At 63.3% G+C, this 14,748-nt stretch carries 12 protein-coding genes; 6 read left to right on the top strand and 6 right to left on the bottom strand.

Features of this window, described 5'->3' with window-relative positions:
• Position 1: 1 nt before the first annotated feature.
• From ACKAMS_RS14055 to ACKAMS_RS14045, 3 genes are all read left to right on the top strand, one after another.
• Positions 2 to 1,819 carry a penicillin-binding transpeptidase domain-containing protein gene (locus ACKAMS_RS14055; RefSeq protein ID WP_408989154.1) on the top strand — a complete coding sequence of 606 codons (1,818 nt, stop codon included), beginning with the start codon at positions 2 to 4 and terminating at the stop codon, positions 1,817 to 1,819.
• 107 nt (positions 1,820 to 1,926) lie between these two features.
• Positions 1,927 to 3,606 carry an NTF2-like N-terminal transpeptidase domain-containing protein gene (locus ACKAMS_RS14050; RefSeq protein WP_408989153.1) on the top strand — a complete coding sequence of 560 codons (1,680 nt, stop codon included), beginning with the start codon at positions 1,927 to 1,929 and terminating at the stop codon, positions 3,604 to 3,606.
• A gap of 30 nt (positions 3,607 to 3,636) precedes the next feature.
• Complete coding sequence (locus ACKAMS_RS14045; RefSeq protein WP_003945554.1) at positions 3,637 to 4,374, top strand: sulfite exporter TauE/SafE family protein; 738 nt, start codon at positions 3,637 to 3,639, stop codon at positions 4,372 to 4,374.
• A 6-nt stretch (positions 4,375 to 4,380) separates the two neighbouring features.
• Here the strand turns inward: ACKAMS_RS14045 and ACKAMS_RS14040 are convergent, their stop codons facing one another.
• The 4 genes from ACKAMS_RS14040 to ACKAMS_RS14025 all read right to left on the bottom strand — a co-directional run bounded on the left by ACKAMS_RS14040 (position 4,381) and on the right by ACKAMS_RS14025 (position 8,716).
• Complete coding sequence (locus tag ACKAMS_RS14040) at positions 4,381 to 5,853, bottom strand: peptide MFS transporter (protein ID WP_019747095.1); 1,473 nt, start codon at positions 5,851 to 5,853, stop codon at positions 4,381 to 4,383.
• 57 nt (positions 5,854 to 5,910) lie between these two features.
• On the bottom strand, positions 5,911 to 6,288 hold the full coding sequence (locus tag ACKAMS_RS14035) for a DUF3054 family protein (RefSeq protein ID WP_172932313.1): 378 nt from the start codon (positions 6,286 to 6,288) through the stop codon (positions 5,911 to 5,913).
• 64 nt (positions 6,289 to 6,352) lie between these two features.
• A complete protein-coding gene (locus tag ACKAMS_RS14030; RefSeq protein ID WP_019747097.1) occupies positions 6,353 to 6,901 on the bottom strand; it encodes a YceI family protein in 549 nt (182 codons plus the stop codon).
• 78 nt (positions 6,902 to 6,979) lie between these two features.
• Entirely contained in the window at positions 6,980 to 8,716 is a 1,737-nt protein-coding gene (locus tag ACKAMS_RS14025; RefSeq protein WP_408989152.1) for a 2-isopropylmalate synthase, read from the bottom strand.
• 163 nt (positions 8,717 to 8,879) lie between these two features.
• Here ACKAMS_RS14025 and ACKAMS_RS14020 point away from each other — a divergent pair, with 163 nt between their 5' ends.
• Positions 8,880 to 9,560, top strand: a complete 681-nt coding sequence (locus tag ACKAMS_RS14020) for a FadR/GntR family transcriptional regulator (protein WP_007734477.1) — start codon at positions 8,880 to 8,882, stop codon at positions 9,558 to 9,560.
• On the opposite strand, the gene ACKAMS_RS14015 is transcribed toward ACKAMS_RS14020, so the two are convergent.
• Together ACKAMS_RS14015 and ACKAMS_RS14010 are read right to left on the bottom strand one after the other, a co-directional pair.
• Complete coding sequence (locus ACKAMS_RS14015) at positions 9,557 to 10,633, bottom strand: YbhN family protein (protein ID WP_408989193.1); 1,077 nt, start codon at positions 10,631 to 10,633, stop codon at positions 9,557 to 9,559. The genes ACKAMS_RS14020 and ACKAMS_RS14015 overlap by 4 nt on opposite strands.
• A gap of 39 nt (positions 10,634 to 10,672) precedes the next feature.
• Positions 10,673 to 12,151, bottom strand: coding sequence for an adenylate/guanylate cyclase domain-containing protein (locus ACKAMS_RS14010; protein ID WP_003945952.1), 1,479 nt, complete (start codon positions 12,149 to 12,151; stop codon positions 10,673 to 10,675).
• 192 nt (positions 12,152 to 12,343) lie between these two features.
• Between ACKAMS_RS14010 and ACKAMS_RS14005 the strand changes: the two genes are divergently transcribed.
• Both ACKAMS_RS14005 and macS read left to right on the top strand, forming a co-directional pair.
• Entirely contained in the window at positions 12,344 to 13,522 is a 1,179-nt protein-coding gene (locus ACKAMS_RS14005) for an AI-2E family transporter (protein WP_019747101.1), read from the top strand.
• Entirely contained in the window at positions 13,515 to 14,738 is a 1,224-nt protein-coding gene (gene macS / locus ACKAMS_RS14000; RefSeq protein ID WP_003945490.1) for a MacS family sensor histidine kinase, read from the top strand. The genes ACKAMS_RS14005 and macS overlap by 8 nt, the downstream gene beginning before the upstream one ends.
• The last annotated feature ends 10 nt before the right edge of the window (positions 14,739 to 14,748 follow it).

Here is a 14,748-nt window from a genome sequence, read left to right as displayed (position 1 = left end):
CATGATCGGAGTCGTGCGCCTTTCACACGCTCGTCAGAGCTTCCGAACTTTCCGTCGTCCCGTGGCTGCCGTGGCTCTGGGGGTATTGGCCGCAGGATCGGTAGTTGCCTGCAGTTCTGGCCCTGACCAGCCGAAATCAGTGGCGGAGGAGTTCGCCTCCGCGCTCACATCGGATGACGTGCAAGCGGCGGCAGCCCTGACCACTGATCCGGCGGCGGCCTCGACTGCGATTTCGGCTCTGATCGACGGGCTGGGCAAGGACGAGGGAACATTCACCGTCTCCGACGCCACCGAGTCCGGTGATTCTGCGGGGACGTTCACACTCGATGCGGCGTGGAAGTTCGGTGAAGGTCAGGACTGGAACTACTCGACGCAGGGAAACGCGTCGAAAAGCGGGGACAACTGGCTGATCCAGTGGGATCCGGCGCTGCTGGCTCCGGACCTGACCGCCTCGACCACGCTGCGCTACACGCCCACGACCGGTGCGCCGCCGTCCGTGCTGGACGCAGCAGGCCAGCCGATCATGGAGCAGCAGGTGGTGACGCTGGTCAATCTCGATTCCGCTGCGGTTCCTCCGGTGGACACGGCAGCCGTGGCCGCCCTGCTCTCGCCCATCGCACCGACGATCACGGCGGCATCGCTCAGCGGCGACCTTGCGTCGGCGAGCGGGAAGCCGGTCACCGCAATCACTTTGCGTGCCGAGGATCTTGCACCGATCGAGGAGCGGTTGGCGGCGATTCCCGGAGTGAGCTTGGCGCCGCAAGCGCGGTTGCTCTCGGTGGACAAAACTTTGGCGTCGCCGACGTTCAGTGGGCTGTCCGATCTGTGGCAGGAGGGGCAGGACAAATCCGCAGGCTGGGCGGTGCAGCAGGTGAAGCAGAACGGAACCGTCACCACCGTCGCCGGCCAAGACGGGCCGGTTGCTCCGAACATCGCGACCACCATTGACCGACCACTGCAACTCGCGGCCGAGAACGCGCTCGCCGGGGTGACGCAACAGGCGGCGATCGTAGCGCTACAGCCGTCGACCGGAGCGGTGTTGGCGGTGGCCCAGAATGCCCCCGCCGACGCACAGGGCCCCATTGCGTTGACCGGCCTGTACCCGCCGGGGTCCACGTTCAAGACCGTGACGACCTCCGCGGCGCTGCAAGCCGGCGTCGCTACACCGGACACCGTTCTGGCGTGCCCGGGTACCGAGAACATCGAGGGCCGTCAGATCCCCAACGACGACGAGTTCGACCTCGGATCGGTTCCGCTGCACACCGCGTTCGCGAAGTCGTGCAACACCACCATGGCCAGGATGGCCGTCGGTCTGCCTGCCGATGCTCTACACAACGCGGCTCTGCAGTTCGGGCTTGGCGTCGACTACGTCACTCCGGGCCTCACGACGGTGACGGGCAACGTCCCCGATGCGAACACACCCGCCGAACGCGTCGAGTCCGCGATCGGACAGGGCACGGTGACCGCCACGCCTTTCGGGATGGCTCTCGTGGCGGCCTCGATCGCCAACGGGACGACACCCGCGCCGATGTTGGTCAAGGGACAGCCCGGCGTGGCAGATCAGACCGTGGCACCGGCTCCCACCGAGGTGACCGAACAGTTGCGGGTGATGATGCGCGAGACCGTCACGGGCGGTACGGCAACGTCGTTGCAGGACATTCCGGGGCTTCTGGGCAAGACCGGTACGGCCGAAACCGAAGGTGGTCCAGCACACGGGTGGTTTGTCGGAATCAAGGGAGATCTCGCATTTGCGGTGTTCATTGCCGGCGCGGACAGCTCTTCGCCTGCGGTGCAGGTAGCGGGCACTTTTCTGCGCTGAAACCTGTTTTCCGTTGCAGTTGGATCACGCCGTCGTAGCTCAACCGTGACACGTTCGTAGGCATCCCGTGCTTGTTACTCGTGTGACAGAAGTAAAGAGTTACATGCATGGGGCCCGGAGGACAGCACAACCGTCGTGGAAAATATGTCGTTGCTTCGATAACTGCTGTCGTTCTGACAGTGGCGCTCGCGTCATGTGTCATCGGTGGGGAGAAGAAAACCGACGCCGCTTCGGTGGTGGAAGACTTCGTCACCGCCCTCAACAACCACGACGCCGAAGCTGCTGCGGCGCTCACGTCGTACCCCAACGCAGCCCGGCCCTCGATCCAGCAGATGTTCGACGGACTGGCCGCCAAGTCCACCGACTTCGACGTCGCTCAGGTCATGGATCTGGGTAGCGACTCCGGACTCTTCACACTCGACGCGTCCTGGAACTTCGGCGAAGGCAAGGACTGGAGCTACCAGTCGCAGGGCGAGGTTCGCGATCTTTCCGTCGGCTGGCGGGTGTCCTGGGACCCGTCAGTCCTGGTTCCCGACCTCGGAAACGGGCGCACCGTCTCGTACACCCGCACCGACGCAGCGCCCCCGAAGGTGGTCGACAGCACGGGCACCCTGCTCATGAACGAGCAGACCATCAACGCGATCACTCTCGACCCGACGACCATGCCGGACCCCGTCGACACCACTCGTCGCCTCGCCGCAGTTCTCGAGCCCGTCGCACCATTGGTGACCTCGGAGTCGATGCTGGCCGACCTCGCGGCCAACCCGGGCAAGCCCGTCACCGCCGTACTGCTCCGCGATCCCGACTACGCGTACCTGGAAAGCGATTTTGCAATCCCCGGCGTCGTCGTGGTCAAGACACCCAAGCTGATCGCCTCCGATCGTCGTATCAACTCGCCGCTCCTGGACCCGCTGCGGACCGTGTGGCAGGCCAACCGCGACGCCACCGCCGGCTGGGCGGTCAACCTGGTGGAGTCCAACGGATTCCCGATCAAACAAGCCGGCTTCCAAGGACCTCCCGGCCCCGACGTCGCCGCAACCCTCGACTCGCACGCTCAACTCGCTGCGATCGAAGCCGTCGTCAGTGCAGGTACTCCCGCCGCCATCGTCGCGATCCGCCCGTCGGACGGCGCCATTCTGGCTGCAGCACAGAACAATCAGGCCATCGAACAGGGCCCGATCGCATTCACCGGGTTGCGCCCGGCCGGCGGCGCCCTCGATCTGGTCCGCCTCGCATCGTCGATGCAGAACGGCGTCGACCCCGGATCTGTGTCACCCGAACAGTTGGCCGACACCGGGCAGCAACTCGGACTCGGCAACGGCTTCCACATTCAGGGACTCGATCAGCAGACGGCAGTACTTGCCGCGAACCGCCCCGGCGTGGACCAGGCGATGAACAACGTCATGGCCAACAAGACGTCCAACGACGCGGACGCGCCGACAGTGACTCCGTTCGGAATGGCGATGCTCGCGGCATCGATCGCCCGCGGCAGTGTCCCGCTGCCGATGATGGTATTCGGACAACCGGCTACCGCCGACGTCACGCCGACGGCATTGCCCGGCGACGTCAACAATCGTCTGCGCGACGCGATGCGAGGGGCCGGCGGACTCGCCGGGTACCCGGACATGATGGCGGCCGGTGCAGCGAGCGGTGACGATCGTTGGTTCTATGGATCACGTGGTGACTTCGCGTTTGCAGTGTTCGTCGCAGACGCCGACGGCGGCGATCGAGCAATGCAGATGACGGACAAGCTCTTCCAGGAACTCGGCAAGCCTGCCGACAAGTAGTACCAGGCACCGCGGGTAGATTCCTGGTTCGTGAACCTGCTCGATTTCCTTTTCCTCGTCGTAGCGGGATTCTTCAGCGGTCTAGTCGGTTTTGTCACCGGTCTCGCATCGATTGTTTCGTATCCGGCGCTGCTGAGCGTCGGGCTTTCGCCGGTCAGCGCGAACATGACCAATACCGTCGCGTTGGTGGCCGTCGGCGTCGGCGCATTGGCGAACTCGTCCCGTGAAGTTGCCGACACGGGTCCGAAACTTGTTCGCTGGTCTCTCTATTCGGCTGCCGGTGGCATCATCGGTGCCCTGATTCTGTGGCTGGCACCGGAAGGTTCGTTCGAATCCGTTGTGCCGGCGATGGTTGTGTTCGCCTCGCTCGCGTTGCTACTGCAACCGAAGATTCGTGAGTTGTCCGGCGGCGGTGACCGTCCCGGAATCTACTCGGCCGCACTGTTTGCCGTTGCGGTCTACGGCGGCTATTTCGGTGCTGGTGCCGGCGTCATCTTCCTGGCCGCGACGCTCATCCTCACTTCCGAAACGGTGTGGCGTGCAACGATCCTGAAGAGCTTCTTTCTCGGCATTGCCAATCTTGTGGCTGCACTCATCTTCGCCTTCTCCGGACAGGTGCATTGGGTGGCCGCGTTGGCGATGGCGCTCGGAGCGTTGGCCGGAGGTTGGTGTGGCCCGCCCGTAGTCAAGAAAATCCCGCCATCGGTACTGCGTGTGGCAGTAGCGATAGCGGGATTCGTGTTGGCTCTGTGGTTGTGGGTGAAGTGAGACCGTCTACTTCACGCCCTGCATCAGCTTCTTGATCCAGGGCGAGGCAAGAGCAAGAAGTACTCCGATTCCGATTGACGAGAAACCGATGATCAGGAAGAACGGGCGACTGTCGTCGATGTCGAAGTAACCGGCCAAGGTTCCCGCCATCGAAGAACCCAACGCAACGGACAAGAAGAACAACGCCACCATCTGGGTGTGGAAATGCTCGGGCGCGAGTTTGGTTGCAAGGGAAAGGCCGACGGGGGACAGGAAGAGTTCCGCGAAGGTGAAGAGCAGAAGCACTCCGGCAAGGCCGAGGAGCGGTGCACTGTTCGGTCCGCCACCGGTGATCGGGATGAATGCCAGGAACGCCAGACCCATCGTGCCGGTACCGAGCGCGAACTTGATCGGCGACGACGGCTGACGGTCACCGAGTTTTGTCCACATCGCTGCAAACACACCGGCAAAGATGATGATGAACACCGGATTGATCGACTGCACCCACGTCGGCGGGAAGTCCCAACCGAAGAGATTGCGGTCCAGGAGTTTGTCGGAGATCACCGGCACGGTGGTGAACTGCTGCTGAAACAGCGACCAGAAGGCCGCGCTCGCAATGAACATCGGGATGAATGCAAAGACTCGACTGCGTTCGACCTTGGTTACCTTCTTGCTGGTGAGCATGAGGAGGAAGTAACCGACCGAAGCGACGATCGTGAGTCCGACAACGACGTCGGACATGTTGTCCGCGGTGATCAAACCGGTGATCGAGGCAACCGCGACTACGACGATCGCGGCAATGCCGATCCCGATGTAGAGCGCGCGCTTGTCTGCAGGCAACGGGTTGCCGGGCTCGGCTCCGATTCCGTGAAGATGCTTCCGACCCAGCGTGTACTGGATCAGGCCGAGAGCCATGCCGACGGCGGCGAGAGCAAAACCGGCGTGGAATCCCCAGGCGTCCTGGACGGCTCCGGTGAGCAGTGGACCGACAAGACCGCCGATGTTGATGCCCATGTAGAAGATGGAGAATCCGGCGTCGCGGCGATTGTCCTGTTCGGAATATAGGTCTCCGACCAGAGAGGTCGCATTGGCCTTCAAGCCGCCGCTGCCGAAGGCGACCATGACCAGGCCGACACCCACACCCCACATGCCAGGAAGAACCGACAAGGCGATGTGGCCGGCCATCACCAGCGAAGCGCTGTAGAAGAGCGTGCGCTCGGAGCCGAGAAGTCGGTCGGCCACCCACGCACCGAGAATCGTCGACAGATAGACGGTGCCGCCGTATGCGCCGACGATGCTGGTCGCTGCCGCCTGACTGATTCCGAGGCCGCCGTCGCTGACGCTGTAGTACAGGTAGTAGATGAGGATGCCTTGCATCCCGTAGAAGGAGAATCTCTCCCACATCTCGACGCCGAACAGGTTCGCCAGCGCAAAGGGTTGGCCGAAGAACCCCCGGTCTTCTTTCTCGCTACGTTCGACGGGCTCCGTAGTGTTGCTCATTCGAAAAGTGTCCTACGTGCTCGGGCATTTCGGGTGGTTCCGAGCCGTGGAGTTTGGTTACGACTTGGCGCGGATTTTCACTACCAGCGGAGCGAGTGCGCGCCAACCGAGAAGGAACGCGCCGAGGACCAGCGTCGCGACGACGATGAAGCTGAACTGGGTGCCCTGGCCGCTCAACACTCGCAGGATCATGCCGATGACGACGGCGCCGAGCCAAACGACAATGCCGGTGGGAAGAAGGAGAACGGCATTGAACTTGTCGCGGTACAGCGCGAACGTGGCAGCCCATCCGATCACCAGGCCGGTCAGGAAGGGCCACGATGTCTTCGCCAGACCGGCGAGCGCATTGGCTTCTTCGTGGGTACGGCGCCCTATCGCGCAGAAGATTATGACAAGAATGGCGTCGATCAGCAGGAATGGTGCGTACTTCTTCACGCTCACACCATACGACTGTGCGCCTTTATTAACCGCGGGCGGTTAATAAAGGCGCACAGTGCTGTTAGGCCTGGAGGCCGGCTTCGATCTCGAGGGTGATCGTGATCTTGTCGCCGACAACTGCTCCGCCGCCTTCGAGGGGCATCTCGATGGAGATGTCGAAGTCCTTGCGGTTGATGACGGTGGTGGCTTCGAATCCGGCGACGGGGCCCTGGCCCATGCCCGGGTTGACGCCGTTGAACTCGAGGTTCAGCTCGACCTCGCGGGTGACGCCGTGGAGCGTGAAGTCGCCGGCGAGGACGAAGTCGCTGCCCTTGGAGCGCACTGCGGTGGACTTGAAGGTGGCCTTCGGGAACTTCTCGACGTCGAAGAAGTCAGCGGACTTGATGTGGCCGTCGCGCTGCTCGTTCTTGGTGTTGATGGAGTCCACGGAGATCTCGGCCTCGACGGCGGGGGTTCCGTCTTCGGCAACGGTGATCGTTCCCGAGAACTCGTCGAACGTTCCACGAACCTTGGAAACCATGAGGTGGCGAACCGAGAATCCGACAGTGGAGTGGACGGTGTCGATGACCCAGGTTCCGGCGGTCAATGTGGGCAAGGTTGCGGTGGTCATGGAAGCTCCTGAATAAGTAGTTGAATGTTCAAGTTCTTGTAGCTTCAACTATGGACCCCAGGAAATCCTTCCGCAAGATCATGTGAGCTGCATCACAGTGTTTGTGCTTGCGGCATAGACGGCGTGAAGCGCCGACGCTGTCACCGACTGATGCACCGCAATGCCCCAGCGCCCTTCGCTGTTCACCACGCATTCTGCGATGGTGACTGCCGAATTCGCACTACCGGAAGACTCCGGGTTGCGGGGCAGTGAATGCTGGGTGAGCGAGACGACCTCGACGGCCGAGCCCTGTTCGGTCAGGATTTTACTCAAGGCCTCGACCGGCCCGGACGCACTGGCTACAGCGGTGACCTCGCGTCCGTCGCGATCGATGGCGACGAACAACTGATCACCGTCGGCGGTGTGTTCCAGTGAGTACCGACGCACCCCTCCGTTGTACCCGTACTCGCGCAGCAGCAGTTTCCACAGCTGGTCGGCGGTCATTTCGGTGCCCGAGTCGTCGGTCTCGAGCTGCACCCGCGAGGCAAAGTCGATTTGCAGGCGCCGCGGGAGTTCGACCCCGTACTCGGTCTGCAACAGATAAGCGATTCCGCCTTTGCCCGACTGGCTGTTCACACGAATCACCGCCTGGTAATCGCGGCCGACGTCGGCGGGGTCGATCGGCAGATAGGGGACTGCCCACGGCGCCGATCCCGGATCGACGCCGGCAGCCTCCGCGCTCTCGTAGTGATGGGCGAAGCCCTTCTTGATCGCATCCTGGTGGGTTCCGGAAAATGCCGTGTACACGAGATCGCCGCCGTACGGGTGGCGCTCGTGGACGGGAATTCGGTTGCAGTACTCCACCGTTCGACGGATCTTGTCGATGTCGGAGAAGTCGATTTCCGGATCGACGCCCTGTGCATGCAGATTCAGCCCCAGTGTGACCAGGTCGACGTTGCCCGTGCGCTCGCCGTTGCCGAACAGGCATCCCTCGACGCGCTGCGCGCCGGCCAGTACTGCCAGTTCGGCACATGCAACCCCGGTGCCGCGGTCGTTGTGCGGGTGGACCGAGAGAATCACCGAATCGCGTCGGGCCAGGTTCTGGTGCATGTATTCGATCTGGTCGGCATAGATGTTTGGGGTGGCGATTTCGACTGTGGCAGGCAGGTTGTGGATGACCGGGCGATCGGGACTGGCGTCCCAGAGTTCGGTGAGGCTGTTGCAGACCTGCAGGATGTAATCGGGTTCGGTGAGGTTGAAGACCTCGGGGGAGAACTCGAATCGCCACCCGTCGTGGCCTTCGCCGCCACGGGCCACGTCCTGTGCCGCGCGGAAAATCATGTCGTGCAACTCTTCTCGCTCTTTGCCGAGAACCACGTTTCGCCACGTCGGCGCAGTCGCGGTGTACATGTGGACGACCGCGTTCGGCAGTCCCTCGATCGACTGGTACGTCCGTTCGATCAAATCCGTACGCGCGGCGGTGAATACGACGATGGTGACGTCGTCGGGAACGAGATCGAACCGCACCAGGTCGCGAACGAAATCGAAATCGGTCTGGCTCGCAGAGGGATAGCCGACCTCGATTTCCTTGTAGCCGATCGCCACCATCAGTTCGAACATTCGGCGCTTGCGTTCGGGGTCCATCGGTTCTGCGAGGGCTTGATTGCCGTCACGCAGATCGACGGGCACCCACAGGGGCGCCGCGGTGGTGCGATTGGACGGCCACGTTCGGTCGAAAGTCGGAATGTCGACGCGATCCCACGCGGCGCGATAGCGCTCGGACGGCATGCGTGACGGCTTCTGGTTGTTCCAGCGGTTGGCGCGGGTAGTACTCATCTTCGGTTTCTCCTGCGGTCGAGTCGAGAGACCGGCATGGCGAAACCCCGCGGAGGGGTGCCGGTCTGTCAGGCCCCGCCGCGGCAGTCGAGAAGGAGTGCTCCTGTAGCCATGCGGGCTACACTAGAACGAAATCACTTATCAGACAACCTGAGGAGTTCACGTGTCACCGATCGTCGAGCGTCGGCTGCTCACCGACCAGGCCGCGGAGTTGCTGCGAGCGCGGATCGTGAGCGGTGAATGGGAAGTCGGCGCCAAACTTCCAGGTGAAACCACTTTGGCTGCGCAGTTGGGTATCGGTCGGTCCACCATCAGGGAAGCGGTGCGGACCCTCGCGGGCCTCGGCATGCTCGAATCGAGACAGGGTGCCGGCGTCTTCCTACGGAGTACGACGCCTCCGGATCAGTGGCCGCGCGTGCTCGAAGCCGAGGCGATTCTTCATGTCGTCGAGGTGCGAAATGCGGTCGAGATCGAAGCGGCTCGGCTGGCGGCGCAGCGCCGCGATGCCGTTGACGTCGCGGCTCTGCGGCAGGCGCTCGACGGTAGAACTGCTGCCGCGCACTCTGGAGACGCAGCGTTTGTCGACGCCGATATCGCCGTCCACCGGGCAGTGGTGGATGCGGCACACAATCCCGTGCTGTCGGAACTCTTCGAGACTTTTGTGCCGCGTCTGCGGGCCGCGTTGATCGAGTTGATCGCGGTTCTGGACCTGCATCCACACAGTCAGCCGGATGCGGACGAGCATCGAATGTTGGTGGACGCCATCGAAGCCGGCGACGCGGAGGCAGCGGTACGGATCAGCCGAGCCCACCTCGACGACATGGCGGCAGCGTTGCGACGTTAAACGCCGGGCTGTTCGCGGCGTTCGAACTCGAGATCCATCTCGAGGTCTTCGTGGTGGGTTGCACGGAATGACACGAGGAAGATGAGCCATCCCACCAGAGCGACAAGTACGAAACTGATTATCCGATAAACGAATACCGCTGCTGCGGCTTGCGCCCAGGTAGAGCCCGCCATGGTCAGTGCTGTGATGAGCACGGGCTCGACATAGCCGAGACCGCCCGGCATGAGGGGAATACTGCCCACCGCTTTCGCCGCTGTGAACGCGATCAGCAGGCCGGCGAAGGACGGATCGGCTCCTACTGCCCAACAAGCGAAACCGAGACAGAGGACGTCGGCAACTCGGTGAACTGCCGACCATCCGAAGGTAACCGCAGTGTCGGTCCGACTGAGTTCAACCGAGTCCAGTTGCTTGAGGATTTCGGACCAACGGTGCATACCGCGCCCGGTCGGGTTTTTGCGGGAACGGTTGTACAGCGCCAGAACTCGGTGCCCGATGCGTTCGATGCTGCCGGGATTCTGGGCTACGTATCGCAACGCCAGAAACAGTGCTGCCATGCCGACGAGCGAAATCGTCAGCGTCACCGGGCTGACCTTGGTGCCGAACGCCACTGCGCCAGTGGCACCGAGTAGTGCCAGAGTCGCGGCGGCGATGACACCGCACATTGCCAACTGCCAGGACGCGACAACCGGCGTCGCCCCCCACTTTCGAGTCTGCTTGTACGTGAACGCTGTCGAGAAGACCTGGCCGGCAGGCAACGTCAACGCCATCGCCGTGCTGGCGTAGATGACCGAGAGGTTCTTGAGGTGACCGGCGACAACACCTGCCGCGTTGAGAAGGCGCTGCTGAACGGACGCGTAACCACTGAGGGACACCGCCTGGGCGGCTACACAGGCAGCCACCCAACCCCAATGGATTTCGGTGAGAGCTTGCCAGTACTCGTTGAGACGAGGCCACAGGATGATTCCCTCGACGATCAGAAGGGCGATCAGAGCCACCCCGAGCAGCCACTTCAACCACCAGAAGCGCCCTCTGGCCCGACTGGTCTCGGCCACGGGCGAGCGTGGTCGTCTCAGTCGCCGTGGGGTATTTCCAGGCTGAGCCATCGACTCACCCTAACCAATTTGATCCGGATCGACCTCTGGATACTTTTCGGGCCACGCCAGATGCGTCAGTCGTCGGCGCCCACGCAGTTGGACTTGCTCGCCGAGTTCCCACTCGGCCTGTTCCTCTTCGTCGGCGAAATACAGCGCGCTCGTCGACGCCAGCACCCGGCTGGGCCGAAGTTTCGCGAGCTCGGTGAGCCGTGATGCTTCGTTGACCGGATCGCCGATCACGGTGTACTCGAAACGTTCGGCAGCACCGATGTTGCCGGCGACCGCGAGCCCCGCGCTCACACCGATTCCGACGTCGAGGCCGGTGATGTCGTTGAGCTTGAACCGCAGCTCGCGAGCCGCAGCGAGGGCTGCCGTCGGAGCGTCGGGTCGATCGAGTGGTGCACCGAAGATGGCGAGCGCTGCATCACCCATGAACTTGTTGACAAAACCATGGTGACGATCGATGACGTCGACGACCACACGGAAGAACTCGTTGAGCAGTTCGACCACTTCACCCGGCGGGCGCTCGGCCGCGGCACCGGTGGATCCGACCATGTCGACGAACAGAACTGCCACGAATCGAGTTTCGCCGCCCAGCTCGGTACCGAACTTCAACGCGCGCCGGGCCACGTCCTCGCCGACGTGCTGACCGAACAGCTCACGCAGCAGACGACGCTCGTCGGACTCTTTCATCATGCGGTTGAAGCCGACCTGCAGCCGGCCGATCTCACTGCCGTCGAACACCTCGACGCGTACGTCGGTGGCGCCGCGCTGCACCCGCTCGATGGCGCGTCGCAGTTGGCGGATCGGATCGGAGATCTGGGTAGCCGTCAGCATCGACAGCGCAAAGGCCTGCACGATCGCCATGATCGAGATGAGCAGGATCGCCCACGCGAGTGAGTCGGGGGAGAACTCGAGATCGGTCGTGAGCTGCGTCGAGCACAGCAAGATGATGCCTGCGACGGGCATCAGCGTGCCGAGTCCCCAGGTCATCGCCAGCCGGGTTCCGACGCCCGGCGCCATGGTCCGATCGAATTCGCCCTCGCTCAACGCCTGGGCGGCGACCGGACGCAAGATGCGCTCGCCGAGCATGTAGGTGAACCCGAAGGTCGTGGTCGCGGCCATGCAGACCGTCACGATCACGGCGATCGCGAGTCCGGGCATCTCGGTGATGGTCAGGAACACGAAGATGATGCCGCCCAGAATCCACAGCACCAGGTGAACGATGGCCTGGCGAAGCGGCGCGTGAAGTGCCGCCATCTGCTCGGACCTCGTCGGTGGACCACCGCGCAGCCGCCAACGAATGACCGACTTCAACATCATGGCCGCCGCGGTGAGGCTGACGGCACCCGCGAATGCCAGGTAAACGCCGAAGATCGCGAAGTTGCGGACACGGTCGGCAACTATCGCGTCGGACTCCTGGATCGGAACGCCGTACCGCACGAAAGCGAAGACCAGTACCGCGCCGATCAGATTGGCCGCGAGCATGGAGAGCATATAGAGGGGCCACCGGCTGCGGATGGTCACCGCTATTGCTCTGTATGAGGCCCGCACAGGGTTCAATTTAGCTGGCAGAGCTCGAAGTGTTGGTACGCGCGTCCGATTATTGGTCCGCTCACCTGTGTCGGCCGGTCCGGTTAGGCTCGCGAGGTGAACGCAAACAGGGGGCGTGCGGAGCGAGCTTCGAGGATGAACAAACCCATCTCCGCCGACGCTCGGGCGGTGCATCCGGGCGTGCGTATCGCGGCAGAATGGTCGTGGCGCCTCATCGTGATCTTTGCCGGGCTACTGGTTCTCGGATACGTGGTTCTGCGCCTCGAGACCGTGCTCATCCCGGTGGGGCTGGCTCTACTGGCATCGGCTCTGTTGATTCCGGTTGTCGATCGGCTACAGGTGTGGGGAGTTCCTCGCTCGGCAGCTGTGATCGTCGTTCTGCTTGCCTCGATCGGACTGGTCGCGGGAATCATGACGTTTGTCGTCGAGCAGTTCATCGACGGGTTGCCCCAGCTCACCGACCAGTTCACGGCCAGCGTCACGCAGATTCAGAACTGGCTCACCAGCGGACCGCTGCACTTCAGCGAGGATCAGATCCGCCAGGCTGGTGATTCGGTCGTCAAGTCGGTGCAATCCAATCGTGAGTCCCTGACCAGCGGCGCCTTGACCACGGCGACAGTCATCGGCGAGATCTTCACCGGGGCATTGCTGACGCTGTTCACTCTCATCTTCTTCCTCTACGGCGGCGACCAGATCTGGCAGTTCGTCACCCGGATCGTTCCCACCGACGCGCGTCGTCGGGTGCGGATCGCCGGTTCTGCAGGTTTCGGGTCGCTGATCGGTTACGTGCGCGCCACGGTCGCGGTTGCCGCCGCCGACGCGATCGGTATCGGTGCCGGCCTGGCGATCCTCGGGGTGCCGCTCGCCCTGCCGCTGGCGTCGTTGGTGTTCATCGGCGCGTTCATCCCGATCGTCGGTGCATTTCTGACCGGTTTTCTCGCGGTGCTTGTCGCTCTGGTCACGAAGGGTTTCCTGACGGCACTGATCGTCCTCGGCATCATCATCGGCGTCATGCAGCTCGAAGCGCACGTGATGCAACCGCTGTTGTTGGGTCGCGCTGTTCGCCTGCATCCGCTGGCAGTCGTTCTCGCCATTACAACGGGCATCGTCCTCGCCGGAATCGTCGGCGGGCTCTTGGCTGTTCCGATCGTCGCGGTCCTGAATACCGCCATTCGTTCCCTCCTCGCCGACGACCCGGACATCGCGTACGCCGAACTGCACGTCGAAGATCCGGAGACCCCACTGTTCCCCGCCGAACCCGACGAGCCGCGCGCCGAGCCTCGCATCGTGAACCCCACTCCTCCCGATGACTGAGCCCACCCGCCGTCGTCGGCTGCACTATCAGCCGACCGTTCGCGAGGCGTCGGGCGTCGACACCGACCCTGATGCCCCGCTGTGGCGGGCGGCGCAGGCATTTCGCCTCGTCACGCTGGTGTACGCGATCAGCTACCAGTTCGCTTCGGCCTCCGACTACACCAACTCCCGGCTCAGCTGGTTCTTCGTCGCTCTGATGGCCGTGTGGACCGGGGTGTCGGCACTGTTGCTCGGGACCTCCGGTGCGTTGTTCGGGAAGAAGCTGCCGAGGTACCAGGTGGTGATCGCCGATCAGGTGGTCGTCATCTTGCTGATGGCGTCGACGAGGCTGGTCTCCGACCACGAGTGGTATCAGAATCACCAGACGCTCCCCACCACGCTGTGGGCCACCAACGCGGTCATCTCCGCGGCAATTCTCGGCGGGCCGTGGCTCGGTATGGCGTCCGGAGTTGTCATCTCGGCGGCCAGCGCGATCATCCGCGACCAGGTCAACCTGGACCTCTGGCGCGATGCGACGGCTCCCGTGCTCGTATCGGTCGGCCTGGCGTTGGGCTTGGCCACCACCACCGCTCGGCGCTCGCATCGACAACTCGAGCAGGCCGTACGTCTGGCGGCGGCTACCGAAGAGCGCGAACGTTTGGCACGCGAAGTGCACGACGGCGTTCTGCAGGTGCTGGCGATGGTGCGCCGGCGAGGAGCCGCACTCGGCGGCGAGGCAGCTGAGCTGGCCGCGCTGGCCGGCGAGCAGGAGGTCGCGTTGAGAATGCTGATTTCCGAGCAGGTTTCGGGTGCCGCGGCAGACGTCGGCGGACAGACAGTGGATCTGTGTCCGCTGCTGACCACGCAGGCCAGCACGTCGGTGTCGGTGTCGACGCCCGCGCACCCGGTCGTGATCGAGCGCGATCGAGCCATCGAACTGGCAGCCATCGTCGACAATGCCCTGTCCAATGTCGGGCTGCACGCCGGTCCTGCGGCGAAGGCGTACGTATTGCTCGAAGATCTGCCGGACGAGGTGATCGTCAGTGTCCGCGACGACGGCGTCGGAATCCCCGAAGGTCGCTTGGCGCAGGCCGAGGCCGAAGGCCGCATGGGAGTATCGAAGTCCATTCTCGGTCGAGTACAGGTGCTCGGCGGAACTGCAGTCCTGCAAACGGGGCCGGGGGAGGGCACCGAATGGGAGATCAACGTTCCGAAGGGGAAGAGTGAGCGTGGCTGACGAAAAGGGC

The organism is Rhodococcus sp. 5A-K4, assembly GCF_046097995.1.
Lineage (GTDB): Bacteria > Actinomycetota > Actinomycetes > Mycobacteriales > Mycobacteriaceae > Rhodococcus_F > Rhodococcus_F erythropolis.
The sequence above is the reverse complement of the archived record's forward strand: the minus strand, read 5'-3'. Positions and strand labels throughout refer to the sequence as shown.